Annotated in this window: 25 protein-coding genes; 14 read left to right on the top strand and 11 right to left on the bottom strand. The window is 49.2% G+C overall.

The window, feature by feature from the left end; all coding sequences use genetic code 11:
- On the bottom strand, positions 1 to 1,909 hold a 1,909-nt coding region (locus tag Q0224_RS04390; protein ID WP_297949418.1), incomplete at its 3' end, for a DUF3971 domain-containing protein.
- Positions 1,910 to 1,958: 49 nt separating this feature from the next.
- On the opposite strand from Q0224_RS04390, the gene mltG reads away from it, so the two are divergent.
- Both mltG and Q0224_RS04380 read left to right on the top strand, forming a co-directional pair.
- The gene (mltG, locus tag Q0224_RS04385; RefSeq protein ID WP_297949416.1) at positions 1,959 to 2,909 is read left to right on the top strand and encodes an endolytic transglycosylase MltG; all 951 of its coding nucleotides are present in this window, start codon (positions 1,959 to 1,961) and stop codon (positions 2,907 to 2,909) included.
- A 109-nt stretch (positions 2,910 to 3,018) separates the two neighbouring features.
- Positions 3,019 to 3,900, top strand: coding sequence for a hypothetical protein (locus Q0224_RS04380; protein WP_297949414.1), 882 nt, complete (start codon positions 3,019 to 3,021; stop codon positions 3,898 to 3,900).
- A gap of 33 nt (positions 3,901 to 3,933) precedes the next feature.
- Here Q0224_RS04380 and Q0224_RS04375 read toward each other — a convergent pair whose 3' ends face one another.
- On the bottom strand, positions 3,934 to 4,095 hold the full coding sequence (locus Q0224_RS04375; RefSeq protein WP_297949412.1) for a hypothetical protein: 162 nt from the start codon (positions 4,093 to 4,095) through the stop codon (positions 3,934 to 3,936).
- A gap of 198 nt (positions 4,096 to 4,293) precedes the next feature.
- Between Q0224_RS04375 and Q0224_RS04370 the strand changes: the two genes are divergently transcribed.
- Genes Q0224_RS04370 through Q0224_RS04355 form a run of 4 tightly spaced genes read left to right on the top strand, consistent with a single transcriptional unit; the run spans position 4,294 to position 7,123 of the window.
- Positions 4,294 to 4,605, top strand: a complete 312-nt coding sequence (locus tag Q0224_RS04370; protein ID WP_177388316.1) for a 4Fe-4S binding protein — start codon at positions 4,294 to 4,296, stop codon at positions 4,603 to 4,605.
- On the top strand, positions 4,605 to 5,726 hold the full coding sequence (locus tag Q0224_RS04365) for a 2-oxoglutarate synthase subunit alpha (protein WP_297949410.1): 1,122 nt from the start codon (positions 4,605 to 4,607) through the stop codon (positions 5,724 to 5,726). Before Q0224_RS04370 ends, Q0224_RS04365 begins: the two co-directional genes overlap by 1 nt.
- Positions 5,727 to 6,572 carry a 2-oxoglutarate ferredoxin oxidoreductase subunit beta gene (locus Q0224_RS04360; protein ID WP_297949408.1) on the top strand — a complete coding sequence of 282 codons (846 nt, stop codon included), beginning with the start codon at positions 5,727 to 5,729 and terminating at the stop codon, positions 6,570 to 6,572. It begins immediately after the preceding gene.
- A complete protein-coding gene (locus Q0224_RS04355; protein WP_297949406.1) occupies positions 6,569 to 7,123 on the top strand; it encodes a 2-oxoacid:acceptor oxidoreductase family protein in 555 nt (184 codons plus the stop codon). Before Q0224_RS04360 ends, Q0224_RS04355 begins: the two co-directional genes overlap by 4 nt.
- A gap of 116 nt (positions 7,124 to 7,239) precedes the next feature.
- Here Q0224_RS04355 and Q0224_RS04350 read toward each other — a convergent pair whose 3' ends face one another.
- The 3 genes from Q0224_RS04350 to Q0224_RS04340 form a co-directional block, all read right to left on the bottom strand.
- Positions 7,240 to 7,689: a hypothetical protein gene (locus Q0224_RS04350; RefSeq protein WP_297949404.1), complete on the bottom strand. Its 450-nt coding sequence runs from the start codon at positions 7,687 to 7,689 to the stop codon at positions 7,240 to 7,242.
- A 104-nt stretch (positions 7,690 to 7,793) separates the two neighbouring features.
- Positions 7,794 to 8,306: a hypothetical protein gene (locus tag Q0224_RS04345; protein ID WP_297949402.1), complete on the bottom strand. Its 513-nt coding sequence runs from the start codon at positions 8,304 to 8,306 to the stop codon at positions 7,794 to 7,796.
- Positions 8,307 to 8,534: 228 nt separating this feature from the next.
- The gene (locus Q0224_RS04340) at positions 8,535 to 9,032 is read right to left on the bottom strand and encodes a hypothetical protein (protein ID WP_297949400.1); all 498 of its coding nucleotides are present in this window, start codon (positions 9,030 to 9,032) and stop codon (positions 8,535 to 8,537) included.
- A gap of 212 nt (positions 9,033 to 9,244) precedes the next feature.
- Here Q0224_RS04340 and Q0224_RS04335 point away from each other — a divergent pair, with 212 nt between their 5' ends.
- The 7 genes from Q0224_RS04335 to Q0224_RS04305 all read left to right on the top strand — a co-directional run bounded on the left by Q0224_RS04335 (position 9,245) and on the right by Q0224_RS04305 (position 19,344).
- Positions 9,245 to 9,727, top strand: a complete 483-nt coding sequence (locus tag Q0224_RS04335; protein ID WP_297949398.1) for a flavodoxin domain-containing protein — start codon at positions 9,245 to 9,247, stop codon at positions 9,725 to 9,727.
- A 664-nt stretch (positions 9,728 to 10,391) separates the two neighbouring features.
- On the top strand, positions 10,392 to 11,357 hold the full coding sequence (locus Q0224_RS04330; RefSeq protein WP_297949396.1) for an HlyD family efflux transporter periplasmic adaptor subunit: 966 nt from the start codon (positions 10,392 to 10,394) through the stop codon (positions 11,355 to 11,357).
- Between the two features lie 1,278 nt (positions 11,358 to 12,635).
- The gene (locus Q0224_RS04325) at positions 12,636 to 14,486 is read left to right on the top strand and encodes an ATP-binding cassette domain-containing protein (RefSeq protein ID WP_297949394.1); all 1,851 of its coding nucleotides are present in this window, start codon (positions 12,636 to 12,638) and stop codon (positions 14,484 to 14,486) included.
- Positions 14,473 to 15,333, top strand: coding sequence for a hypothetical protein (locus Q0224_RS04320; protein ID WP_297949392.1), 861 nt, complete (start codon positions 14,473 to 14,475; stop codon positions 15,331 to 15,333). Before Q0224_RS04325 ends, Q0224_RS04320 begins: the two co-directional genes overlap by 14 nt.
- Positions 15,330 to 16,964, top strand: a complete 1,635-nt coding sequence (locus tag Q0224_RS04315; RefSeq protein WP_297949390.1) for an ABC transporter permease — start codon at positions 15,330 to 15,332, stop codon at positions 16,962 to 16,964. Before Q0224_RS04320 ends, Q0224_RS04315 begins: the two co-directional genes overlap by 4 nt.
- The gene (locus Q0224_RS04310; RefSeq protein WP_297949388.1) at positions 16,961 to 18,256 is read left to right on the top strand and encodes a hypothetical protein; all 1,296 of its coding nucleotides are present in this window, start codon (positions 16,961 to 16,963) and stop codon (positions 18,254 to 18,256) included. Before Q0224_RS04315 ends, Q0224_RS04310 begins: the two co-directional genes overlap by 4 nt.
- Positions 18,253 to 19,344 (top strand): ABC transporter permease, encoded by a 1,092-nt coding sequence (locus Q0224_RS04305; RefSeq protein ID WP_297949387.1) that lies wholly within the window; start codon positions 18,253 to 18,255, stop codon positions 19,342 to 19,344. Before Q0224_RS04310 ends, Q0224_RS04305 begins: the two co-directional genes overlap by 4 nt.
- A gap of 253 nt (positions 19,345 to 19,597) precedes the next feature.
- Here Q0224_RS04305 and Q0224_RS04300 read toward each other — a convergent pair whose 3' ends face one another.
- The 4 genes from Q0224_RS04300 to Q0224_RS04285 form a co-directional block, all read right to left on the bottom strand.
- A complete protein-coding gene (locus Q0224_RS04300; RefSeq protein WP_297949385.1) occupies positions 19,598 to 20,380 on the bottom strand; it encodes a hypothetical protein in 783 nt (260 codons plus the stop codon).
- Positions 20,381 to 20,523: 143 nt separating this feature from the next.
- The gene (locus Q0224_RS04295) at positions 20,524 to 21,186 is read right to left on the bottom strand and encodes a hypothetical protein (RefSeq protein ID WP_297949383.1); all 663 of its coding nucleotides are present in this window, start codon (positions 21,184 to 21,186) and stop codon (positions 20,524 to 20,526) included.
- Positions 21,187 to 21,301: 115 nt separating this feature from the next.
- Positions 21,302 to 22,003 carry a hypothetical protein gene (locus Q0224_RS04290; protein ID WP_297949381.1) on the bottom strand — a complete coding sequence of 234 codons (702 nt, stop codon included), beginning with the start codon at positions 22,001 to 22,003 and terminating at the stop codon, positions 21,302 to 21,304.
- Between the two features lie 108 nt (positions 22,004 to 22,111).
- On the bottom strand, positions 22,112 to 22,705 hold the full coding sequence (locus Q0224_RS04285) for a hypothetical protein (protein WP_297949379.1): 594 nt from the start codon (positions 22,703 to 22,705) through the stop codon (positions 22,112 to 22,114).
- A 260-nt stretch (positions 22,706 to 22,965) separates the two neighbouring features.
- Between Q0224_RS04285 and Q0224_RS04280 the strand changes: the two genes are divergently transcribed.
- Entirely contained in the window at positions 22,966 to 23,229 is a 264-nt protein-coding gene (locus tag Q0224_RS04280) for a hypothetical protein (RefSeq protein ID WP_297949377.1), read from the top strand.
- On the opposite strand, the gene Q0224_RS04275 is transcribed toward Q0224_RS04280, so the two are convergent.
- Positions 23,210 to 23,974, bottom strand: a complete 765-nt coding sequence (locus Q0224_RS04275; protein WP_297949375.1) for an ABC transporter ATP-binding protein — start codon at positions 23,972 to 23,974, stop codon at positions 23,210 to 23,212. The genes Q0224_RS04280 and Q0224_RS04275 overlap by 20 nt on opposite strands.
- Positions 23,958 to 24,751 (bottom strand): iron ABC transporter permease (locus Q0224_RS04270; RefSeq protein WP_297949373.1); only part of this gene is annotated, 794 nt, incomplete at its 5' end. The genes Q0224_RS04275 and Q0224_RS04270, both read right to left, overlap by 17 nt.

Genomic DNA, 24,751 nt, shown 5'->3' with positions numbered 1-24,751 from the left:
TTTGCCCGCTGAAATTTATCGGCGAGCGCTCCTTTGTGCCGCTATTAAACTCGCTGGTTTGCACGCTCGTATTGATCGCGACGTCCACGTCTTTTAAAGAGACGAAGTTGCCGCCTTTGTTGATTTTGAGAGAAATTTTACCGCTTCCGCTAGAGCCGTCCAGATCGCCGCCGCGCACTCGAAGCGCGAAAGAGTCGTTTTTATAATGGCTTCCGTCCTTGTTCAGCAGACCGAAATCAAAGATAAGATTGTTGCTGCTGATATCCAAATTTGTAAAATCGCTGGTTAAAATTTTAAGATCTCCGCCGCTAATGCCCGCGTTTTTAAGCGTCTTAGAAAAGGGCAGAATTCCGCTAATATCGGGCGAGCTGATCTCGATCCGCTCGCCGAAGCTCATCTTTGCGCCTAAAAATTGCGAGCTCAGCACCGGCGCTTTGCCGCTAAAATCAAGGCTTATATTATCTCGCGCGTCGCCAAATTTTAAAATTTCTTTGCCGTTCGGGGAGAGATTGAAGCTATGAATAACGCCGTTAAATTTAGCTTTGCGCGTGGCGATATCGATACTGCCGCTTGCAGTGGCGTTAAAAATTTCATTTTGCAGATTCGCGTCTTTGATGTCGATTTTTTTCTCGGTGATATGCACCCGCGCGGCTTTGGAATGAAATTTCGCTTTAGAGATCATCAGATCAGCGTCTTTTAGCGTCACGTTCGCATCTACCTTGGCGCTTTCCTTTTCTACGTCCACGTCTATCAGCACGCGCGCATCGATCCCGCCGCCTAGCGGATATACGGGCTCGTCTATGCCGTAGCTTTGCAGGATCGCTATAAGGTCCTTGCCCAAACTCTCCTTGGTCCGCAGATCCAGATATACGATCGGCCTCTCTTCAAAAAGCCCGCCGATACGCACGCCGCTTCCCTCCAGGCTTTTGCCTTTAAATTTAGGCTCGTTCAGCGTGAAGCTTAGATAATCGTTTTTGAGCGTGATGTTGGCGTCTTTTACCGTTACGGCTTCGATTTGCGGTTGAAATTTTATCGTAAGATCCTGCGCGTAAGCCGTGGCGCTGACGTTTTCGGCGATCGGACGCGGATCTTTCAGATCGATTTTGGCGTGCAGATTTTCGATATAGTAGTTTTGCGCGACCGCCTTGCCGTAGATCCACTCGTTCGCAAGAGGATTTAGTCCCGTAAGTGCCCCCAGCTCATTCATAAAATTTTTCAGACTCAAGGCCGAGGCGCGGTTTATCTCGATATTTAGCTCTGAGCCGATATTGTGCACGTCAAGCTCGCCTGCGATCTCGTGCGAAGCGAAGGTGCCGTTAAAATCATACGTATCGGCTTTGAAATTTGCTCGTGCCGTGCCGTGCAGAGTGAGATTAAAATCATTTAGCTTAAGCTCGATCGGATCGAAGTTCAGCCCGTCTGCGCCAGGCGTGATCTTTGAGCTTAGCCTAAAAAACCGCGTGTCGGCGTAAAAAACGTCGCTTTTGTATTTTAGCTTTAGGCTTTCGCCTTTTATTTTCATATTGTCTACGTCGATCTCTTCGAAAAAGGAGTTGATGAGCGAGATTTTTTTGCTAAATTCTAAAATTTTCTCGCTTTGCGTGCGCAGATCAGTGGAATTTTGCTCTAAATTTTGTGTATTATTTTGCGTAATTTCAAAATTTTTTATACGCAGCACGAGGCTTTTATTTAGCTTGAGATAAAACCCCTGCAGCTTTGCAAAGCCCACGTCCAGCTGTGAAATCGCAATACCGTGTTTTAGACCTACCGCGCAGACTATAAAAAGTATAGTAAGAGTAAGAAAAAATCTAGCTAAAAATTTATACATCATCGCCTCATCAAAAAACTCCGCCCCAAAACCAAATCGGGCGTGCCGAAAAACTGCGCTTATAATATGAAATTTATTCAAAATTTTGGCTTATTTGCCTATAATTTCAGCTAAATTTTGAAAGGAACGTATGAAATTCTTTATAAAGCTCATCAAAGCGGCGTGCATTTGTATCGAGCTTGCGGCTATCGTCCTTTTGGCCGTGGGTTTTGATCTATACGAACGCGTCGGCAACGCGACAACCGTGCAGATAGGACAAGGCAGCTCTACGAAAATTTTATCCGAACTCTCAAAGAGCTATCCAAAATTTAGCAAATTCGACGCGAGGCTGCTTTCTTTTTACGGCGGCGCAAAAACCGGCGAACTGGAGCTTAGCGGCGAAAATTTGCCCAAATATCAATTTTTGTATGAGCTAAGCGTCGCAAAACCCGTGATGAACGAGATCAAGCTGATCCCGGGCGAGACTACGATCGTGTTTTTAAAACAGCTTGCGAAAGATCGCGGATTAAGCTTTAGCGAACTTGAGCGCGAATACAACGCTACGGCGCCGTTTTATGAGGGCTTTTTGGTGCCTGAAACCTACAAAATTAGCAAAAACGAAAGCGAAAAAAATATCATCGACCACCTCATCTCAAGCGCACAAAAATTCCACGAAGGATTGTCGCGCGAGCTTAGCGGCGACTATAACGCCACGGCGTGGAAGCAGGTGCTGATCAAGGCCTCGGTCATTCAAAAAGAGGCCGCAAACGCAGATGAGATGCCCCTCGTAGCCTCCGTCATCGACAACCGCTTAGCCAAAAATATGCGCCTTCAGATGGACGGCACGCTGAATTACGGCGAGTTTTCGCACGTCAAGATCACTCCGCAGCGCATCCGCACCGATACCAGCCACTACAACACCTACCTCAACGACGGACTTCCCAAAGAGCCCGTGTGCGTGGTCTCTCGCGATGCGATACGCGCCGTTTTCGCGCCCGCAAAGAGCGAGTATCTGTATTTTATGCGAAATAAAAAGACGGGGCTTCACGATTTTGCGCGCACACAAGCCGAGCATGAGCGCAACGTAAAGGCGCAGAGGTAAAATTTAAGGCCGTTTCGGCATTAAATTTAAAAAACGAGATTTTGTCTTTAAATTTTAAAATTTAACCCCCGCAGTTATAAAAATGCGGGCCGATATTTGGGAGATAACAATGAAAATAGCGATATTCGGCGCCGGAAACATCGGCGCAGCGGTAGCGAACGATCTTATCGTAAGCGATTCTTTAAGTGAAAAGCTAGACAGCATCGCGCTTGTGGATGCGGTAGAGCGGATCGCGAGCGGCAAGGCTTTAGATCTAGCCCATACGGCGGCGGTTTATGAGCGCGACCTGCGCATAAGCGGTAGCACGGAGCCTAGTGACATAGCGGATGCAGGCATCGTCGTGATCACGGCGGGGCACGCAAGAAAGGCGGGGCAGAGCAGGGAGGAGCTGTTTGGCGTAAACGCCGCCATCGTCGCGCAATGCGCGCGAGATGCCGCAAAATATGCGCCTAACTCCATTATCGTCGTCGTTACCAATCCGCTTGATATGATGGTCTATGCGGCGCTGCAGGCCAGCGGGTTTGCAAAAGAGCGCGTCATCGGCATGGCGGGCGAGCTAGACGGCGCGCGGCTTAAATTTGAACTCGCGCGAGCGAGCGGCAAGGAAATTTCATCGATGAGAAGCGCGATCGTAGGCCCGCATAGCGAAGAGATGATCGCGCTTGAAAACGAGCTGGGATTTGAAATTTCGGATGAAATTTTCGAGCGCGCGGTGCAAAATACCAAACGCGCCGGCGCGCAGATCGGCGAGCTACTGGGCACGTCGGCGTATTTGGCGCCCGCTGCTGGGATCGTAAAGATCATAAAATACATCCTTTTTGATACCTGCGGCACGCTCGCCTGCTGCGTCGCGGATAGATCCGGAGTGCCTTTGGGGCGCTTCGTAAGCATCGGTAAAATGGGCGCGATAGAGAGAAATTTCGCCTACTCGGGTGATTTCTACGCGCAGCTTGAACGGATGCGTGAGCGGATAGCGGAGCTAAAGTTTTAGTGGAAATAAAGCGAATTCGACGCGACGCGGAATTTACAGAGCTAAAATTTTAAAGCGCAGAATTCTTGTGATAGAATTTGCAGCATCAAATTTCACTTTGGCAAGAAATTTAAGCTCGTGGAATTTTGCAGCGTAAAATTTCATTCGCTGCGGAATTTTAAAATTTGCACAATTTTGCCCGCTGTGAAATTTCATAGATTAAAATTTTACTTTGGCGCAGAATTTTGCGTGACGTAAAATTTTTAAACGCCACAAAATTTTAAAATTTAAACTCTGCAAAATTTAAAAACGAGAGGACTTTAATGCGATCAAAGCGGGCTTGCGCCGCAAAATTTCAAATTTTAAATCGCGAGGCGGTATTTAGTGCAGATTTTGATAAATTAAGGAGAAAATATGAGCGAAAATGAGAGCCAGCGCGCCGTCTGGACGGATGAGAGTCGCTGTAAGGCGTGCAACATCTGCGTAAGCGTCTGTCCTAGCGGCGCGATCGCGATGAGACAGGACGAGGGCGCCGTGCAGGGCATGATGATCGACGTGGTGGATGAGGGTGCCTGTATCGGCTGTAGGGAGTGCGAGTTGCACTGCCCAGATTTTGCGATTTTCGTTGCGCCCAAGGGCTTTAAATTCGCTCGTCTAAGCTCGCAGGCTAGAGAGATGGCAGAAAAGATCAAAAACAATAATTTTATGAAACCCAAGGACGCATAATGAGAGAGGTAATTTCCACAGGCAACGCCTTAATTGCGCGTGCGGCGATTGATTGCGGCTGTAATTTTTTCGGCGGCTACCCGATCACGCCGAGCAGCGAGATCGCGCACGAGATGAGTCGCTTGTTGCCTAAGGTCGGAGGCAAATTTATCCAGATGGAGGATGAAATTTCGGGCATTTCTGTAGCTTTAGGCGCGTCGATGAGCGGTGCAAAGGCTATGACGGCAAGCTCCGGTCCTGGAATTTCGCTAAAATCAGAGCAGATTGGACTTGGCTTTATCGCTGAAATTCCGCTTTTAATCGTAAATGTTATGCGCGGAGGTCCTAGCACCGGGCTTCCTACGCGAGTGGCGCAGGGCGATATTTTGCAAGCTCGCAACCCCACTCACGGCGATTTTCAAAGCATCGCGCTGTGCCCGGGCTCACTAAAGGAGGCTTATACGCAAACCGTGCGCGCCTTCAATCTAGCCGAGCGGTTTATGACGCCGGTATTTTTGCTACTTGATGAGACGCTTGGGCATATGCAGGCTAAGGCGATGCTGCCTGAAATTTCGGATTTAAAAATCGAACGCAGGGCGGAATTTAAAGGTAGTCCGAAAGATTATGAGCCTTACGATGCTGCGCCCGATAAGCCTGCGGTGCTAAATCCCTTTTTTAGGGGATACCACTATCACATAACGGGGCTGCATCACGGCGCGAAGGGCTTTCCGACCGAAAACGAGCAGATCGTGGATCGCTCTATAAAAAGGCTTTTTAATAAAATTTCGGCGCATGAAGATGAGATCGTGCAATACGAGGAATTTATGCTAGATGACGCCGAAATCTGTATCATCGCCTACGGCAGCGTTAGCTTAGCAGCAAAAGACGCGATTTTAAAGCTACGTGGGCAAGGCGTGCGTGTGGGACTTTTTCGCCCGATCACGCTGTGGCCAAGCCCAGCGCGCAAGCTAAGGGAGCTAGGGGAGAGATTTAATAAAATTTTGATCGCCGAGCTAAATTTAGGGCAGTATCTGCTAGAGGTGCAGCGCGCTTGCTTGAGAGATGATTTTAAGACGCTTCTTAAGGCAAACGGCAGGCCGATCAGCCCTAGCGAGATTATCGAGAAAGTAAAGGAGCTTTAAATGGCGTTTGATTACGACAAATATCTAAGAACGGACAAGATGCCTACGCTTTGGTGCTGGGGCTGCGGCGACGGAGTGATCTTAAAAGCGATCATCCGCGCAATTGACCGCATAGGCTGGAGTATGGACGATGTGTGCGTGGTAAGCGGTATCGGCTGTAGTGGCAGAATGTCTAGTTACATAGACTGCAATACCGTCCATACGACGCACGGACGTGCGATAGCTTATGCTACGGGTATCAAGCTTGCAAATCCAGGCAAACACGTAATAGTAGTCACTGGCGATGGCGATGGGCTTGCGATAGGGGGCAATCACACGATCCATGGATGCCGCCGCAATATCGATCTAAATCATATCTTAGTAAACAATTTCATCTACGGGCTTACGAACTCGCAGACTAGTCCTACGACACCGCGCGGGTTTTGGACGGTTACGGCACAATACGGCAATGTCGATCCCAGCTTTGATGCGGCGAAACTTGCGATCGCTGCCGGAGCAACTTTTGTCGGACGCGAGAGCGTGACAAATCCCGAAAAAATCGAGCGACTTCTAGCCAAGGGCTTTGAGCACGAGGGTTATAGTTTTTTTGATATTTTTAGCAACTGCCACGTAAATTTGGGTCGTAAAAATAAAATGAGCGAGGCGGTGCAAATGCTAAAGTGGCTTGATTCGCGCACGGTCTCTAAAGCAAAATTTGACGCTCTTAGCGAGGATGAGCGAGCAGGGCTATTTCCGCTTGGAGTTTTACACGAAGATAATGGGCGCACCGAATACACAAAGGCGTATCAAAAGGTGATAGACGCGGCACAAAGCGGCGAAGTGATAAATTTTGAAGGACTAAGATGAATCAATTAAGATTTGTGGGAGTGGGCGGTCAAGGAGTGATCTTAGCGGGTGAAATTCTAGCTGCGGCAAAGATCGCGCACGGCGGCTATGGAATCAAGGCATCTACGTATACCTCTCAGGTACGTGGCGGACCTACGAAAGTGGATATTATCTTAAGCGATGAAGAAATTCTATATCCTTACGCGAGCGAGGGCGAGATCGATTTCATGCTTGCAACGGCGCAGAGTAGCTACGATGCTTTCAAAAATGGCGTGAAAAAAGACGGCGTGATCGTAATCGAGCCGAATTTAGTAGCCCCGAGCGATGAGGATAGGGCAAGCTTTAAAATTTATGAAATTCCAATCATTACCATCGCAAAATACGAAGTTGGGAATGTCATCACTCAAAGTGTCGTGGCTCTAGCGATCGCAGTAGGGCTTAGCCGCTGCATGGACTCAGGGCTCGTAAAAGAGCAAATGCTCCGCTCTGTGCCTGAAAAAACCCGTGCGCTAAATGAAAAGGCGTATGATTTGGGGATGAAATACGCGAGAGAGGTTTTAGAGACGGAGTAAAATTTTATGGCAGCGAAACGATGGAAGTGGGCGGTAATATTCTAGCGGCTTTATTCTTGCTTTTTTTGCGAAGTGCATCAGCTATAAGGATGAAATTTATCGCGTTGTTAAAATTTTTATTTTGGTACAAGTATACTCATCGCTTTTCTTATAGGATTACACTCGCTGTCGTTTAAGCAAATTTCTAATTGCTCCTTTATTTTGCAGGAAAAATCCTTCTTGTCGCTGTTTTTTCCGTAACAAACCTTGTCAAAGTAACCGATAGCCCTATGTATATTTCCGCCGTAAAATATTTCATTCCCTGCTAGCAAAAAGCAATAATACATCATGTCTGCCCCGCAAGCTTTCTTTAATGCTGAAACGGAATCTTTATATCTACCCATTGTAACTAAAAGCACCGCGCCGAGCGATCCGCAGCTTTCGTAATCTCCTTCGTCGCACTTCTTGGATAAAATTTCGACTAGCTTTGTGCATGCGCTATATTTTCCATCGCCGTTATCGCACTCTAAATTTAGCTCTTTTTCCTCCCAAGTTTTGAAAAAGCTCGAATCCATGGGTCTTGCCATACTAGAGCATATTGAAAATATTAAAGCTAGAATTATAAATTTAATTTTCTGCATTTTCTCTCCTATTTAAAATTTTGATATATAAAGCGGCTTTTTAAACAACATCATCTTACGCTTTTTAACAAAATTCTTGCTTTTTTTATAGGATTGCACTCGCTGTCATTTAGGCACTTTTCCAATTCCTCTTTTATCTTGCACGCTTCGTTTTTAAACAGGCTATTTGCTGCTTCACATGTCTTACCAAGATATTTAATTACCAAATTTACATCTCCGCCATAGTGTATTTCGGTCGCACTTAGCATATAGCAGTAGGTTACTACGCCGGCCTCACAAGCTTTTTTATAAGCGGAGGCAGCGTCCTCATATCTATTGGAGTCTAAAAGCGCTATACCGAGCGATCCGCAGCTTTCATAATCTCCGCCGTCGCACTTTTTGGATAAAATTTCGACGAGTTTCGTGCATGCGCTGTATTTTCCATTGCCGCTATCGCAAGAGATCGCTAAATCTTTTTCCTCTTGCGTCTCTAAATGATCTACGCTTACCTTTGCCGCAGCGGGGATCGCTGCAAATGCCGCTATAAACGCAAGTAGCCAAATTTTAAGATAGAATTTTTTCATCGCCACTCCCTGTTTTTAAGCGGCGATTATATATTAAAATATTTTAGCGGGCTCTTAAAATTTTGCATAGTTAAAATTTCGATCGCCCGCAAATTTTAGCGGCACCGTTTTCAAAAGCCGCGCCGCTTCGGGATTTAAAACGCCGCTTTTAAATTTTTAAACATCGCGGTAAAATTTTAAAATTTCACCGCAAGCTTTGCGGCTTTAAATTTAACATACCGAGTTCTGTTAGCATCCAGAGTTTGGCTGCACCCGCGTTTCGCCGCCCGTGTGGATCAGCAGAGCCTTGCCGCGTCTAAATCTGCACGGCGGATCGGCTTGCACGGATGAGTATTCCTTGCCGTTTAGCTTGTAGATGATATTGGAGCCTTGCACCGTCTTTTGGGAGTTTTGGATCGCATCTCCGGCGACCGCGCCTACTACCGCACCGCCCACGAGCCCCACGGTCTCAGCTAAGCGCCTGCTGCTGCTATGTTTGCCGAGCTTATGCCCGATGACCGCACCCGTAGTTCCGCCTGCGACGCCACCTAAAATTTTACCCGTATTGCCCTCGGAGCGCTCTAAGTTGATTTTGGCAGGCAGGACATCGACGATCTCGATCCGATCGCTCTGCCTCATGCGGTTCGTCTCGCTCGCGTCATAAACATCTCCACCATATCGATCCTGCGGGGTCGCGCAACCACAAAGTGCGATCGCTGCGATCAAACATAATGTAAAATTCTTCATGTTTTCTCCTTTGTAATGAGCTACGGGCGGCATTATACTATGGATTTTTATACGAGCGGTTAAGCGGCGGCGTTAAAATTTACCGGCTCGCTGCCGCTTAAAATTAGCTGGATACGAGGCATTGTGCCGTATCTGGGCGCCTTATAAAATTTTTATTTCACTCAAAATTTATCTTATTTTGTTAGAATCATTCTTATTTTTAAGGAGAGAAAATGAAAAAACTATTAGTTTACGCCACCAAAGGCGGCGATACGAAGGTCGTGAGCGAATACATCGCTTCAAAGCTCGGCTTTGAGATCAAGGAGGCCAAAGAGCTAAATGAGGAGGATTTGGCGGGCGCTAGCGCGTTTATTTTTGCGGCTTCGACGCACGGCGACGGACAGATCCAGGCTAAATTTGACGACAAATTGGAGCTTTTGAATAAAACCTATTTTGACGGACGCAAGGTCGCGCTCATAGGCGTTGGCAACGTCGAGCGCCACGGCAGCGATTTTTGCAGCGGTATGAGTGCGTTTTTGCCAGTACTTAAAAAGGCCGATCTCATCGGCGCTTGGGGCGCAGAGGGATATAAATTTAAACATTCGCGCGCCTTCATAAACGGCAAATTCGTAGGTCTTACGATCGATTTTAAAGGCGACGAGCACTGGCAGGTGAGGGCCGATAAATGGATCGCCGCGGTTAAAGGCGAGTTTTAAATATTTCAGCTTTTGTGCGACCGACCGAGCTCTGGGCTCATCGAGCCTAAAGCTCGTTAAATTTCCCCATTAAATTTCACGCTTCGCTTCCGAGCGAAGCCCTCTTAAATTTTACTCGCCACAGCGTTAGAATTTCCGCCGCATTCAAGCGCCGCCTGCCCATGCTGCGTAAATTTTATCGCTAGCGGGAGCCGTAAATTCCAACTTGCCGCGCGGGTAGCTATGGGTGCCGCGATAAAATTTAATTCGCGGCAACTTACGCGCTATTCGTGCAATAAACGATAAATTCCGCCCGTGATACTTGCAATACTGCCGGTGCGATAAAATTTCGCTCTCGCGACAAAATTCCGCCCGCAGTGATAGCGCGGCACCCGCACGTTAAAATTTCACGCTCCGCTTGAAAGCGGGGCCTCCTCGTCAAAATTTTAAAATTTTTAATTCAAAAAGCAGCGATATTTTGCAAGCCGTACCGCTTAAAATCGCGTGAATAGGATGAAATTTTATCCACCAAAGCTCCAAAATATTGCTCACCAGCGCGGCGATCAATTCAATACGGCAAATTTAATTCGACTGATTTATAAAATCACCGCCCGAGCCTCAAATATCAGCGCCGCATTAGAAAAGTTATTTTATAATAACCGCATATCAAAATTTAAGGCGATCTATGAAAAGGCTTCTAATTTTCGTCGTTTTTGCACTGGCCGCTCTCGCCGCGGCGATCTACTTCAATCTCGATAGGCGCGAAGAGGTCGCGCACAAGGCCTACGGCATCATCGATATCAGGCAGAGTTCGCTTAGCTTCGAGCGCAGCGGTCGCATAAGCGCGCTTTATCGCGACGAGGGCGATTTTGTGCAGGCTGGCGACGTCTTGGCGGCTCTGGATACGGCGGATCTGAGCTTTCAAAGACAGGTTCAAATCGCTAGGTGCGACGGGCTTAAATTTAGCTTGCAAAAGCTGCAAAGCGGCTTTCGTAGCGAGGAGATCGAGATGGCGGCGGCGAACGTAAGCGCACTGCAAAACGCCCTACAGCTCGCTACTTTGACGAACGAGCGCCTAAAGAGCCTAGGTAAAAGCAACTCCGCGTCCAAGCAGCAGATCGACGAGGCGTTTTACTCGATGAAGCGCACGCAAGCCCAGCTGCAAAGCGCGCAGGCTAATCTGCGTCAGCTTCAAAGCGGCTACCGCGGCGAGGATGTCGGCGCCGCCCGCGCAAATTTGGCAAGCTGCGAGGAAAATTTGAAATATCTGAATTACCAAATCGAGACGCAAAGCGTGCTAAAAGCACCCTTTAGCGGGCAGATCAGAGCGCGCCTTAAAGAGCTCGGCGACATTAGCATACCCAGCGTGGGCGTTTTTGAGCTTAGCGAAGTAAAAAATAAGCGCGCGAAATTTTATCTGAGCGAAAATCAGCTCCGCTTCCTGCGTGCCGGACAGAGCGTGCGGATCATCGCTGCGGACGGCTCTAGCGCGAGCGCAAAGGTCGCCTACGTAAGCCAAACCGCGATGTACACGCCCCGCACGGTGCAGACCGAGGAGCTGCGCGCCGATCTCGTGTGGGAGGCGCGCGCCGATTTCAGCGACGAGGACGGCAGCTTTCGCCTAGGCCAGCCGATAAGCGTGGAATTTTAACGCGCAAACGCTACGCTAAATTTTAATGCACGAGCGAAATTTAGTGCGCGGGCGGCACTTTGGACACTGCGGGCAAAATTTGGATAGCAAAGATCGCCGCATGGCAAAATTTTACGCGACACCCGGCGAGCGAGACATACGGCGTGAGTTTGATAAAATTTTAAAAGCGCGCTTCGAGGCGGAATTTAAACAGCGTTTGCTCCGCAGAGTAGGGCGATAAATTTTTATCGCACCTAAAATATATCGTCTAGGCGCAGACGGCGATAAAATGCTGCGTGTTTAGAATGAGATCGTACAAAAGGCGGAAAGGCGGCGTAAATTTTATCGCGCGAGTTTTGCGCGAGCCGGCGGCGACTTTGGATAAAAGATCAGAATTCTGCAGCGCGGCGAGCAAAATTTTGCCGAAAGATTTGGCGCAAAACAGCGCGAGTTAAATTTAAAATTTGCGGCTTACAGGCGGCGACGAGGTAAAGCCAGGCGGTATAGCGGCAGGCTTTGTTTCTAGCAGGCGTTTTGCGATAAACAAACGGCGATTGAGTATCGAGCATGGACGGCATAAAATTTCGCCACGAAACAAGCGGCGCGATTAAATGCCGATTGCGAACGGCGGTAAAATTTTGCCCAAAGGACGCGGTAGCTAAAGTCGGTACTATGCTAAAGAAAGCCGAGAATAGGTAAAATTTCGCCAAAAGGCGCGGCGGCGGTAAGATTTCACCGCAAGAGGCGCGACGCAGATAGATCTCGGCGCTCACGGGTCGCCAGGTGTTTGAAAACTCGTTTGCATTTTGAAGCGAGTTTATCGCGGATACTCACTGGCTGCTTCATGTTTTGGAGACCGCCCCGCTCATGCGCATCGTTAGCGGCGCGGCTAGCCGATGCGATATGCACGCGCTCAAGACAGATCGGGCGGCGCGCGGAATATTCGGCGCGAGCCGTAAGCAACGCCGATCGTGCGGGCACTCGAATTCGAGCGGGCGATTGCAGGGCGCCCCGGCGCGATAGAGCTTGGTTTCGCGCGCTTGCGGTAAGTTACGTCGAATTTATGCGAGGTTTGGGCGAAATTGTTCAACGTGCGTCGCGAAATTTAAAGCGTGCGGCGGTTGTAGAACCGAGATGCCGCGGCTGTCACAAAACTAAGACGCCGTAGCGGTCGCAAAACCAAGACATTTCGGCGGCTGCAGAAGCAAGGCGTCGCGACAAAGAGCGCCTTTTAGGTGTGCGTAGGTCTCGTTCGTCGCGCCAAGCGACGGGGCGAGTAAATAAAATTTGGAGCTAAGCTTGGATCTACTAAATATCGTAAATTTAAAGAAATTTTACCTGCGAGAGGATCGCAGTAAAAACGTCGTTTTTGAAAATTTTGATCTGCGAATTGGCGACGCGCCGCGGCTCATCAGCCTCACGGGCCCCGACGGCGCGGGCAAATCCACGCTTTTAAAGCTCATCTGCGGCATCATCGCGCCCGATTGCGGCGAGATAAAATTTGCCGGATTCACTCCGAGCGGCGAAAATAAAGAATTCGTCCGCGCAAACGGCTATATGTCGCAGAGCCTGGGGCTTTACGAGGAGCTTAGCGTCTGGCAAAATTTAAACATCTTCGCAGGCCTAAAAGGGCTCGATCTAAAAGACGGCGAGGAGTATCTGCGCGGGCTTTTGCGCCGCGTGGGGCTTTTGAAATTTAAAGATTACGCCGTGGATTCGCTCTCCGGCGGGATGAAGCAAAAGCTCGGCGTCGCCTGCGCGATTGCGGCAAAACCGCGGCTTTTGGTGCTCGATGAGCCCACCGTCGGCGTCGATCCGCTCTCGCGTAGCGAGCTGTGGGCGATCGTGCGCGAGTATCTGGATCAAAGCGGCGCGAAATGCATATTTTCGACGGCGTATTTCGATGAGGCGGCGGATGCCGATCTGACGCTGATTTTGCTCGGCGGCAAGATCATAGCGCAGGAGCGCGCCGCAAAGATCACCGCGGCGCTGCGGGACCGCACCTTTCGCATCGACGGCGAGGATTATCAGAGCCTGGCGCGCCGCTTGATGTTTAAGACGCAAAGATTTTTAAAAAACTCCCCGCTCATCGACATCTGTCCCAGAGACGGCAGCGTCGATCTACTAAGCGATGAGCCGATAAGCCTGCGCGATCTGCAGGAGTTTTTAAACGCGAGCCTAGAGGGTGATGATGAAAATACAGAGCGCGAAAACGGGCGCGGCGAAAATTTTAAAATTTCAAACGAAAATGAGGGCGTTAAATTTAACGAAAACGAAAGCGCGAAATTTAAACTCAGCCCGCGCGAGGCGAGCCTGGAGGATGCGTATATTTTTTTAAACAAAGCAGAGATCGGCGCGGCAAATTTCGGCTACGAAAAAAAGAGCTTCGATGCGGCTCAAACCGTCATCAAAGTGCGCGACGTGAGTAAAAAATTCGGCTCATTCACCGCCGTGGAAAATACGAGTTTTGAGGTCAAAAAGGGCGAGATTTTCGGCCTTCTGGGCCCAAACGGCGCAGGTAAGACGACGACGTTTCGTATGATCTGCGCGCTTTTGGGAATGAGCGGGGGTGAGATCTCGGTCATGGGCGAGGATCTGCGTCATGCCAAATCATCGATCAGATCGCGCATCGGCTACGTCTCACAGAAATTTTCGCTTTATAAAAAGCTAAGCTGCTATCAAAATTTAGAGTATTTCGGTCGCAGCTACGGCATCGGCGGCATGGCGCTGAAGCGGCGCATAGAGGAGCTTTTGAGCGAGTTTGGCTTGCAGCGGCTGCGAAACGAGACGTGGCAGAACCTGCCCTTTGGCGCGGGGCGCAACCTCAGCATGGCGTGCGCGCTCATCCACCGCCCCGAGATTTTGTTTCTCGACGAGGCCACCAGCGGCGCCGATCCGCTCTCGCGCAGGCTCTTTTGGAACCGCATAAATGCGCTCGCGCGCACCGGCGTGAGCGTGGTCGTGACGACGCATTTTATGGAGGAGGCGGAGTATTGCGATCGGTTTTTGATCCAAGATCGCGGCAAAATCCTGGCGCTGGGCAGCCCCGACGAGGTCTGCGTGCAGCACGGGCGGCGGCTTAGCGTGCAGCAGGCCTTCATAAACGAGGTGCAAAAATTTAGAAGCGAGGCGGGCGATGAGGGCTTTTGATCTAAATTTTGCGCGAGCGGCTAGGATTTTTGATCCAAATTTTATGCGGGCGGGGCGAAAACCAGCGTACCCGCGCGATAAAATTTTAAGCGGCGAAAGGCTCTTACGAGGCGATGAAATTTTAAACGGCGGCGGAATTTTGAGCGGCTTGGCTCTTAATGTCGGTAAAATTCTAAGCGTCAGCGGGATTTTTAGCAGCGGCGAAATTTGGAGCGATAGTAAAATTTTAAATGGTGGCGAAATTTTAAGAGATTGCGAAATTTCAAGCGGTAGCAGAATTTTAAATGAGGCATCGCGCGGCAGGACACGGCGCGGATTTTGTAGATGGATACTGCGCGAGCTCCGTGCTGAAGCGAGCCCGCTTCGTCTGCGCCGTAAATTTCAAAGCGCGAACGGCTCGCAAATAGATCATAAATTCAAAAGAGCGACCACTCTGCAAACAGATCGCAAATTTAAAATGGCGGTCAGTCTGCAAACAGCTTGTAAATTTAAAGCCCTAATGCAAAAATTTCATCGCGGATTTTGCGCCGCCGCGGGGTTTTTACGTCAGAAATTACGCAGCGAGACAATGCCGCGGTGCATAAAATTTCAAAGCCCGCCGTATGCGATCAAGCGATTAAAATTTCAGGGTGCGATGAGTAAAATGGGCACGAGCAGTCCATCTGTGCCGTTAAAATTTCAAATCTCGGTTGCCGCATCTTTGCAATTAAAATTTTGGGGCGCGCCGAATGCGATCATGCGGCTAAAATTTCAAAATGCGGCAGCCGAATTTGCGCGATTGAAATCTGAGGGCTCGTCGCGAGCGGCGCAGTTTCGCAAAATCCGAGCACAGGGGCAGGGCGGATGAACTTTACCTTTTTAAAAATCCTCGTAAAAAAGGAGTTTGCGCAGATCGCAAAGGATCGATCGGCGCTCGTGATCGCGTTTTTGATGCCGCTAATTTTGGTCGTGATCTACGGATACGCGATGCGGATGGACATAAAGCCCGTCAAGGTGGGCTTCGTAAGCGATCTGGGCTCCAAAATCGAGCGGGATCTGCTCGGCGGATTTTTGGGCTCAAAATACCTACAAACCCGCGTCTACACGGATCTAGAGAGCGCGAGGAGGGATTTTAGGGCACACGAGATCGAGAGCATTTTGTATTTTGATCCACGCTTTGCGGCTAAATTTCAAAACACCTTGAGCGGGCTCGGCGGCACGGGCGGCGGCGTAAATTTGAATCTCTCTAGCGATGAAAGCTCCTCCACGCGCGGCACAAGCGATATCCAAAACGTGAGCAGCGCCGAAAATTTCCGTCCGCTTGAGGACGACAGCGCGGGCGCTAGCATGGAGAGCGGCATAAACACCTCTGCGGGCGGTACCGGCGCAAGCGGCGAGGGTTCATACGGCAACGGCTCGGAAACGGGAGGCAGCGGAGTAAATTCAAGCGGCGCGACCGCAAATTCCGGCAGCAGCGCAGGCGACATAGGCGCAAATCAAGGAAGCGCAAATTTAATCGGCGGCGTGGGCGATACGAATGCTGATTTTATCGACGGCGCAGGCGATATTCAAGATACTAGCGGCGGCGTCAATGCAAGCCCCTCCGCTAACGGCGCGGGTGGTGCAGACGGCGCTGCAAATAACGGCGGCAGCTCAAGTAATGTAGGCAGCTCAAGTAATATAGGAGGCAGCGCGAGCAACTCAGACAAAGACGGCGCCGAGATTTTCCTTATCCAAAACGCCACTCAGTCGCAGCTAGCGCTTCTTAGCTACGTCTATGTCGCGGGCGTAATCGAGCAGGTTTTGGCGAAAGATTACGGCTTTTTAAACGCAAATTTAAACGCCGCCGCAAGGCCCGTCAGCGTGAATTATCGCAGCTGGTTCAACGAAGCCAACGAATCGACGTGGTATCTCGTATCTGCTGAGTACGTGGGGATTTTAGGGCTCATCTGCCTATTTATGGTCGCAGTCGTGATCTCGCGCGAATGGGATCGCGGCACGATCGCCTCGCTTTACAACTCCAATGCAAGCGCGCTTGAGATCGTCACTGCCAAGGTCGGCGCGTATTATTTCCTAGCGCTTTTGGGCGGCGCGATGACGCTCGTTTACGGGCAGGTTCTTTTAGGCATCCCGATCCGCGGCAGCGTGGCGATGCTACTGGCGACGCTGTGCGTCTTCGTGCTGGAGATGACCTGCCTAGGCATGCTGATCTCGGCGATCTGCAAAAATCAATTCCTAGCGCAGGAATACGCCATCGTCATCGGCTACCTGCCCGTGACGCTGCTTAGCGGCATGATCTTCGATCTGCGCGGACTGCCCGCGGCGGTCAACTTCATCGGGCACCTGCTGCCGCCCACATACGCGGTCGAGTCCTTTCGCATCTGCTTCCTATCGGGCGGACAGAGCGCGACGCTGTGGGTAAACCTCGCCATTCAGGCGCTCGGAGCGGTTTTGTTTTTCAGCTTGTGCGTGCTTAGCGTAAAAAGAGGCGCACGATGAAAAATTTATTTTTGCTTTACGCTTGCGCGGAGAAATTTCGCGCCGCAAAAATCGGCGCAATTAATGTTCCGCTTTCGCCCGAGGCGTCGATGGCGGAATTTCACGCCACCAAAAGAGAGGACGCGATGAAATTTTTAGAATTTTTTCGAAAGCGAGCGGAGTGCGGGCTTGGAATTTTAAAATTTAGCGCCGCAGAGAGCTTAAAAAGCCGCTTCGAGCCGCAAAAGCAAGCGGCGGAATTTTTAAAATTTGCGCCTATGCCGTGCAATCGGTTTGAAATTTTAAAATTTACGCGCACTTCAGCGCGTCTTGCGGACACAGCGCAAAATTTCATATCGAAGTGCGGATTTAAAATTTTAAAGTTTATTCACAAGCCGCTGCATGCTCTACGCCATGCTTTAACACGTGCTCTACGCTGCACTTCGCTACGCGCGGATAAAGCCGAAGCATGGTGCGCGGCATGGCTTACTTCGCAGCATTCGTACGACGCGGTAAAAAAACGGCGCGCGGTTAAGATTAATTATGCGGGCGGATATTCGAATTTTATGCGCCGCCGCATAGTGCGACTTCGTAGCGTAGCTGCACGGCACGGCTACGAAGTAGGGCGCGCAGAAAAGCTTAGCAAATTTAACCTCATAAGTGCGTTTTTAAATTTTAAATCGCGCTTTACGATGCAGCTTTGCAGCGCGGTTACACGGCGTAACTACGAAGCGTGGAGTAGCGAAATTTACGCCGTTTGCTTGCATAAGTACCCCGCTTTGATTCGAGCCGCAAGCGGTAAAATTTCGCGCTGTGAAGTAGAGCGAGCGACGAATGCTTTGCTTTCACAGGGAGTGAAAAAAATGAAATTTTGCGCCCCAAAGAGGCATACGATGAAATTTTTAAAATTTCTAGGCGCGAGACGCTTGGGCTTGCAAGCGGCGGTTGGGCGCGGGTTTAAAATTTTAAAATTTAGCGCCGCAGAGCGCTTAAAACGCCGCTTCGAGCCGCAAAAGCAAGCGGCAAAGCCTTTAAATTCTAGCTCCTTGTCGCCGTGCAGGTTTAAACTTGCGCTTTTAAAATTTACGCCCGAGTCGCCGCGCAATAGATCTGAAATTTTAAAATTTACGCTCGCACGGCGCAAATTCAAACTCGTGCCGTGCAAATCTAAATCCGAGCCGCGTAAATTTAAACCGGCGCCTGCGGTGCATTTAAATTTCGCTTTAAATTCCGCGTCGCAAGCGCGCGCCGTTAAATTTGAAAATGGCGTTAAATTTGAAGGTATCGCTAAATTTAAAAGGGGTGCGCGATGAACGCTCTACGAAAATCCCTGCTTCGAATTCGCGCGCTGATAAAAAAGGAATTTTTGGCGATGTTTCGCGACAAGGGCACGCGCATGGTGCTGATCGTGCCGGTACTGGTGCAGGCGATCATATTCGGCTACGGCGCGAATTTCACCCCCGAGCAGGTGCGCTACGCGATTTTGGACGATGCCCGCGATGCTACGTCCACCGCACTGGTACAGCAGATCGCCGCTACGCCGATGTTTAAAACAGATCTCGGCTGCAAAGACCTAACCTGCCTGCGCCGCGCCGTAAGCGAGGGCGAGGCGATCATCGGGATCTATTTCGGCGGCGATTTTGCGAGCACGCACGAGCTTTTGATCATCGCGGATTCGCGCAATACGACCTTGGCAAACACCGTCATCGGCTTCGTGCAGGCCATAGCGGGGGAATACAACGCGCAGCATTTTGTTAATTTAATTAGCATAAATCCGCGCTATGTTTTTAACGAAAACACGATCACGCGCTACACGATCATGACGGGGATGATTTTGGGGCTTTCGATGATTCAGGTGCTGATGCTATCGGCATTTAGCGTCTCCCGCGAGCGCGAGGAGGGGAGCTTTGATATGATGCTGATGACGCCCGCAAACCCGCTTGAGATGCTGATCGGCAAGGCGGCGCCGCCCGTGCTGATCGCGATCGCGCAGGGGCTCGCGCTGTTTTTGATCTGCGTGTTTTACTTCGAAATTCCGTTTCGAGGGCGCTTTGCGCACCTTTTTGCGATCATCGCGATCTTTAGCGCCTGCAATGTAGGCATCGGCCTCGTGATCTCGACCGTCTGCAAAACCTCGCTGCAATCGGTCGTGAGCTCGTTTTTGTTCCTGCTGCCGTGCATTATGATAAGCGGGCTGATAACGCCTGCGGACGCGATGCCGCGGTGGTTTTACTATATCGCGCACCTAGATCCGATGTATTATGCTAACAACTGCATGTGGCGGATCTATCTGGAAGGCGCGAGCCTGGGCGAGCTGTGGCATCTCATCGTGCCGCTGCTGCTGATCGGGCTTGGCACGTTGAGCTTTGCGGCGTCGCTTTTTAGAAATAAGCTGGATTAGGGATTTAGATCGGAATTTCAGCTGGAATTTTGGCTTGGATTTTGCTTCGTCGGAATTTTCGGATCGAACCTCTGCTTAAAATTTTAAATTGATCGCGGAATTTCAGCTTGGAATTTTGCCCTAAATTTTGCGCGTTCGTAGTGGATAAAATTAAATCAAAATCCCGTGTTTCCGCCTGGTGCACCGCGCGTCGCGATAAAATTCCGCGCTTTAAATTTTAAAAATTTTGCTAAATTCCGTCTTGCGAGTAGAGTTAGAATTTAAATCCGGGGTTGCCCGGGCGTCTTGCGGCGGTCGTATCATCTGCGCTCGCCTTGGAAACGGGCTTTTTCGCATCGTCTGCGTCCGATTTCTTAAAAGCGGCGAGTTTGCTGTAAATGCTCGGTTTTTCGCCGTCCGCGCCTAGCTTGGCGCCGTCAAGCTCGCTAGAATTTTCCGCGCCGCATAACCTTGCGGGGTTGAATTTTATCCACGCTATGATTAGCAAAATCCCCGAAAATGCAGTTACCAGCGACGCTGCGATTAGATACGGCAGCGCGAGGATTACGCCTATTTTAGCTAGCGCGCCCGATACCGCTTCGCAGGGCCACGTCACGGACACCACTATGCCGTAGATTTTAAATAAATCCACGCCGCTAAGTGTGGCTAGGCGGCAGTTTAATACGCCCCAGATTATCACTGCTGCGCACGTCGAAAGGACGTAGAGCAGGGTGTAGAGCAGATCAAGCATCGCGCCCTCCTTTAGCGCTACTACCATGGCGCAGTAGCACAAAATCGCGACGATTGGGATGCTTTCTATCAGCCTATAGGTCTTAACAAAGCGCACGCCTAGCACCTTTTCTAGGCAAACGAAGCAGTCGTAAAATATCGCTAGCGTCGCTAGTAGCGCTAAAACTCTAAAAATCGCGACCGCGTCCTCGTCTATGCTGCTTACGCCCACCGTACCGCTTACGCCGATGCCTAGCAAAATCACGGCACCTAAAACTCCGCGGAATTTCGCCTTGCGAAGCAGATCTTGCTTTGAAATTTCTTTCATTTTTATCCTTTGAATTTTCTAAATTTACGCGCTATTTTGCGGCTTTGCTGCGTGCGGCGACGCTGCGCCGGATGGCGCGGCTTTGGACGTTGCGGTTTAGACTTGCAAAAGGCGTGGTCGCCGCAAAACGAAAGCGCTTCGGCTTAGGCGAGCTTTTCTATCTTGCTCCAGGCTAGTAGGTGCACGACGCTAGTTATTATGAGAGAGGCAAACGGCAAAAATTCCTTAAACGACGCGATAATGAAAACCGCATCGGAATCGCCAATTTGCGGCTTGGAGGTAGCCAAACCGAAGGGTCCCGCGCCACATAGCCAATTTAGCGCAAAAAAGAAGGCGCAGAGCCACACGTAGATGCGAAAGGCGCTCACGCCGCTTACTCGCGCCAAAGAGAAATTTATGCTAAGCCACGCTACGATTATGTAGATTGCGGCTGCGGGTACCGCTAAATTCCATATTGTCTCTCCTGTTGTCTCTCTAACCATCTCTTCTCTACAAGAACTTATCGGATGAAATAATGAAAATACCGAGATGCAGATGAAAACAATTATGCAGTTGCGGTAAAGCGCCGCCGCTTTTATCCCGCTAAGAGCTGAAATTTTGCTGAGCGCTCTTAACCTATAAATCACCGAGAAGCAAATAAAAGCGATAAAAATTCCACCTATGATCACGATATTATATGGATACCCCGGTATGCCCTCAAAAACAAAGTCTATCGCCATCAAAACCACCGGTAGCGCCGCTAAAAACAGATCGATGCCCGTGCTGATCATCCCTTCTTTTCTTGCCTGAGATATGGTGTCTTGCACGTCGTATAACTCCTTTTAAAAATTTATTTCAATATGCAAAAAGCAGATGTAAAACGCTAATCAAACCGAAAAGAGCGAAATTTTATCGTGACAAGAGATTTATGAAATTTAAAATTTAAACTTCTGCGCTTATCTTTTCTATCTTACTCCAGGCTAGCAGGTGCACGATGCCGATTATCACAAGAGCGATGAACGGCAGGAGCATTTTGGATAACACGACGACGATAACCAAAGCAGAAGCCGGCTCGGCGCCCGTCTGCAACTTATAGGCGAATAAACCGTAGAGCGCTACGTTGCATAGTATATTTAACACGAAAAGTCCCACGCAGAGCCACACATAAGTCCGAAAGGTACTCACGCCGCTTACGCGCGCAAGCGAAAAATTTATGCGAAACCATGCGACGATTATGTAAATAACGCCTGCGAAAAGCGCTAGTCCAAATATCGCCGCAAATGGATTATCACTCTGCCCGCCGTCTGCGTCAGGCTCTCTCGGATAAAGGTAATTGAGCACGAGCGCTAGCGCAAAAAAGCAAACGCAGATTATTATGCAGTTGCGATAAAGCGCCGCTGCTTTTATGCCGCTAAGCGCTGAAATTTTTCGGAGCGCCTGCAATCTGAAAAATACTGAAACACAAATAAAAGCAATCAAAATTCCGCTAGCGATATAATTTATCATCTCGTCGTCAAGGCGCCATGGCTCGCTGAAAGAGACATAGCCTACCACGATAAAAACCACGGGTAATGCCGCCAAAAACAGATCGATGCCGGTGCTGATCATCCCCTCTTTTCTTGCCTGAGATACAATGAATTGCATATATAAACCCTTTTTAAAAATTTGACCCGAAGTATATATAAACAAACATAAAACACGGATTAAATCGCAAAAATCGGAATTCTATCGCGACAAGATATTTGCGAAATTTTAAACGTTTGCGCTTATCTTTTCTATCTTGCTCCAGGCTAGCAGATGCACGATGCCGGTTATTATGAGGACTATGGGTAATATCAAATGGTATAGTGCATTTAATGGAAAAAGGATGACGCAGGACCACACATATGTCTCAAAAATTCCCACGCCGCTTACGCGCGCTAGAGCAAAATTTATGCAAAACCACGCTACGATTATGTAGATTGCGCCCGCAAACGTTATCAAAATGCACAATATCATTGCCAAATGCTTGTGTGAGATCGATAAAGGAATCGATAAAAAGATGCTTGTTATGGCAATGACACAGATGCAGACAATTACGCAGTTGCGGTAAAGCGCTGCCGCTTTTATGCCGCTAAGCATTGAAATTTTGCGGAGCGCTCTTAGCCTGAAAAATACCGAAACACACAAAAGAGCAAAAATAATTCCGCCAGTGATACAGATAGCCGTCTTGTTGGTGCTAAGCCCTAGCATATCGTCCTTAGCAATATCTAGCACAACTAAAGTCGCAGGCACCGCCGCCAAAAATAGATCAATGCCGGTGCTGATCATCCCCTCTTTTCTTGCCTGAGATACGAGATCTTGCATATATAAGCCTCTTTACAAATTGATCCTGAAGTATACATAAATCGATGTAAAGCAGGAATTAAACAGCTAAATTTAAAATTTCAAAATTTCGTCGCGGCAAGCTTCGGACTGCAGAATTTCGGAATTTCAGGAATTCTACCAGAGCGAGAATAAAATTTCGCCGCGGGATTTTAAAACGAAATTCCATCTATGGATTTGCGGGGTAGAATTCCACTGTGAAATTTCAAAATCTCAAGCGCGACATACTTTCATAGCACGCTTTGAAAGTCAGCAAACCGCAGGTAGAATTCCGCTATGAAGATTTCTACTCGGAATTCCGCGGTAAAATTTCACTATGGAATTTAGACTGGAATTCTATGGCAAAACCTCGATATAAAATTTTAATCAGAATTTCAAGACGGCATTTCAAGACAAAATTCTGCGATTTAAATTTCGCTCAAGACAAAATCCCGCGATTTAAAATTTCACGCCGATTGATGAGTTGCTTTGTCGCGCCGCTCACGCTTACCTCACCTGCGCGCTGAAAATTTGCGTGATGCTGGGGATTTGCTCGCCCCCTATGTCAAATTCCGCCGTTTTGATCTGTACGCCGTAGAGCGAGCTAAGCGCGGCTTCAGTTAAAATTTCGTTACTTACGCCGTAGTTGTAGCTAAGATCATTTCGCAAGATCAGTGTGCGATCGGCGACTGCGAGGGCGTGGTTAGGCTGATGGGTGGTAAAAACTATGCTCGCATCGCTATTTGAGCGTAGATTTGCGATGAGGCTTAGCACGCGGTCTTGGTTTTTGATATCAAGCGCGCTGGCAGGCTCGTCCAAAAACAGCACGTCGCTGCCGCTAGCTAGGGCTCTAGCAAAGAGCACGAGCTGCCTCTGCCCGCCGCTAAGGGCGTTAAAGCTGCGCTTTTGCAGATGGGCGACGCCTAGCGTATCCAGAGCGTCAAGGCAGATCTGGATATCCTTTTTGCCCGGTTTTGAAAAGAGCGAGATTTCGCGTACCCGCCCCATCAGTACGATGTCAAGCACGCTGTAATCAAACGCGACGTTAAAGCTTTGAGGCAAGAAAGCAAATTTTGCCTTGCGCACGATCTCGCCTTCTTTAGGCTGTAAAATCCCCATCATACACGACATTAGCGTGCTTTTACCTTGCCCGTTTAAGCCCAAAATCGCTAATGTTTGAGAGCTGGTAAGCTCGAAGCTTAAGTTGCGAAAGCAGAATTTTTCCGCCTCGTAGTAAAAGCCAGCGTTTTTTACCTCAATTAGATTTTGCATTTTTGGCGCTCCTTTTTAGAAGTAGGGCAAAGATCGGGCTTCCGATGAGAGCGGATAGAATTCCTAAAGGAATTTCGGCGCTACTTAGCGAGCGAGATAGATCGTCGATTGCCAGCATAAAGATCGCTCCTGCGATGAAGCAGGCAGGCATTAGCTTCACGTGGTCGCTGCCCGCGATGAGCCTGGTGGCGTGCGGCACCACAAGACCTACCCAGCCGATATTTCCGCTGACGCTAACTTGTACGGCGATCAGAGCGGTGCAAAGTGCTAGGATCGTGCAGCGCAGAAATTTAACATCCACACCTAGCACGCGCAAATCATCATCATTTAGGCTGAGTAGATTAAACCGCCATCTCAGCGCGATTAAGACTGCAGAAGCGGGCAGGGCGATCGCGCACATCAAAATTACTTTATCATATCCTGCGCTTACGAAGCTTCCCAGTAGCCAAAAAACGATATTAGGTAACACTTCCTCATCGTCTGCTAGATACTGCACCAAGCTCGTAAGTGCGGCAAATACGCCGTTAATGACTATACCTGCTAAAATGAGCGAGAAAATATCGGCGCGTGCTACGAATTTTGCCAAAAGATAGAGTAAAAATAGTGCTGCAAGCCCGAAGCAAAATGCAAACCCCGCAAGCCATAAGCCGCTCAATCCTAGCAAAATACAAAGCGCGCCGCCGAATGCCGCTGCGGTGCTAACGCCTACGATGTGCGGGCCAACGAGCGGGTTTTTAAATACCGCCTGTAAGCTCAAACCCGCGATAGCAAGCGCTC

The sequence above is a fragment of the uncultured Campylobacter sp. genome (assembly GCF_938002845.1).
Lineage (GTDB): Bacteria > Campylobacterota > Campylobacteria > Campylobacterales > Campylobacteraceae > Campylobacter_B.
Note: the sequence above shows the minus strand (reverse complement) of the source record. Positions and strands in the feature narration are given on the sequence as shown.

Bases quoted from the DNA above. Each gene is read 5' to 3' on its own strand.
- mltG (WP_297949416.1), top strand. From the start codon at position 1,959: ATGAAATTCTTTATAAAGCTCATCAAAGCGGCGTGCATTTGTATCGAG.
- Q0224_RS04380 (WP_297949414.1), top strand. From the start codon at position 3,019: ATGAAAATAGCGATATTCGGCGCCGGAAACATCGGCGCAGCGGTAGCG.
- Q0224_RS04375 (WP_297949412.1), bottom strand. From the start codon at position 4,095: ATGAAATTTCACAGCGGGCAAAATTGTGCAAATTTTAAAATTCCGCAG.
- Q0224_RS04370 (WP_177388316.1), top strand. From the start codon at position 4,294: ATGAGCGAAAATGAGAGCCAGCGCGCCGTCTGGACGGATGAGAGTCGC.
- Q0224_RS04365 (WP_297949410.1), top strand. From the start codon at position 4,605: ATGAGAGAGGTAATTTCCACAGGCAACGCCTTAATTGCGCGTGCGGCG.
- Q0224_RS04360 (WP_297949408.1), top strand. From the start codon at position 5,727: ATGGCGTTTGATTACGACAAATATCTAAGAACGGACAAGATGCCTACG.
- Q0224_RS04355 (WP_297949406.1), top strand. From the start codon at position 6,569: ATGAATCAATTAAGATTTGTGGGAGTGGGCGGTCAAGGAGTGATCTTA.
- Q0224_RS04350 (WP_297949404.1), bottom strand. From the start codon at position 7,689: ATGGCAAGACCCATGGATTCGAGCTTTTTCAAAACTTGGGAGGAAAAA.
- Q0224_RS04345 (WP_297949402.1), bottom strand. From the start codon at position 8,306: ATGAAAAAATTCTATCTTAAAATTTGGCTACTTGCGTTTATAGCGGCA.
- Q0224_RS04340 (WP_297949400.1), bottom strand. From the start codon at position 9,032: ATGAAGAATTTTACATTATGTTTGATCGCAGCGATCGCACTTTGTGGT.
- Q0224_RS04335 (WP_297949398.1), top strand. From the start codon at position 9,245: ATGAAAAAACTATTAGTTTACGCCACCAAAGGCGGCGATACGAAGGTC.
- Q0224_RS04330 (WP_297949396.1), top strand. From the start codon at position 10,392: ATGAAAAGGCTTCTAATTTTCGTCGTTTTTGCACTGGCCGCTCTCGCC.
- Q0224_RS04320 (WP_297949392.1), top strand. From the start codon at position 14,473: ATGAGGGCTTTTGATCTAAATTTTGCGCGAGCGGCTAGGATTTTTGAT.
- Q0224_RS04315 (WP_297949390.1), top strand. From the start codon at position 15,330: ATGAACTTTACCTTTTTAAAAATCCTCGTAAAAAAGGAGTTTGCGCAG.
- Q0224_RS04310 (WP_297949388.1), top strand. From the start codon at position 16,961: ATGAAAAATTTATTTTTGCTTTACGCTTGCGCGGAGAAATTTCGCGCC.
- Q0224_RS04305 (WP_297949387.1), top strand. From the start codon at position 18,253: ATGAACGCTCTACGAAAATCCCTGCTTCGAATTCGCGCGCTGATAAAA.
- Q0224_RS04300 (WP_297949385.1), bottom strand. From the start codon at position 20,380: ATGAAAGAAATTTCAAAGCAAGATCTGCTTCGCAAGGCGAAATTCCGC.
- Q0224_RS04290 (WP_297949381.1), bottom strand. From the start codon at position 22,003: ATGCAATTCATTGTATCTCAGGCAAGAAAAGAGGGGATGATCAGCACC.
- Q0224_RS04285 (WP_297949379.1), bottom strand. From the start codon at position 22,705: ATGCAAGATCTCGTATCTCAGGCAAGAAAAGAGGGGATGATCAGCACC.
- Q0224_RS04275 (WP_297949375.1), bottom strand. From the start codon at position 23,974: ATGCAAAATCTAATTGAGGTAAAAAACGCTGGCTTTTACTACGAGGCG.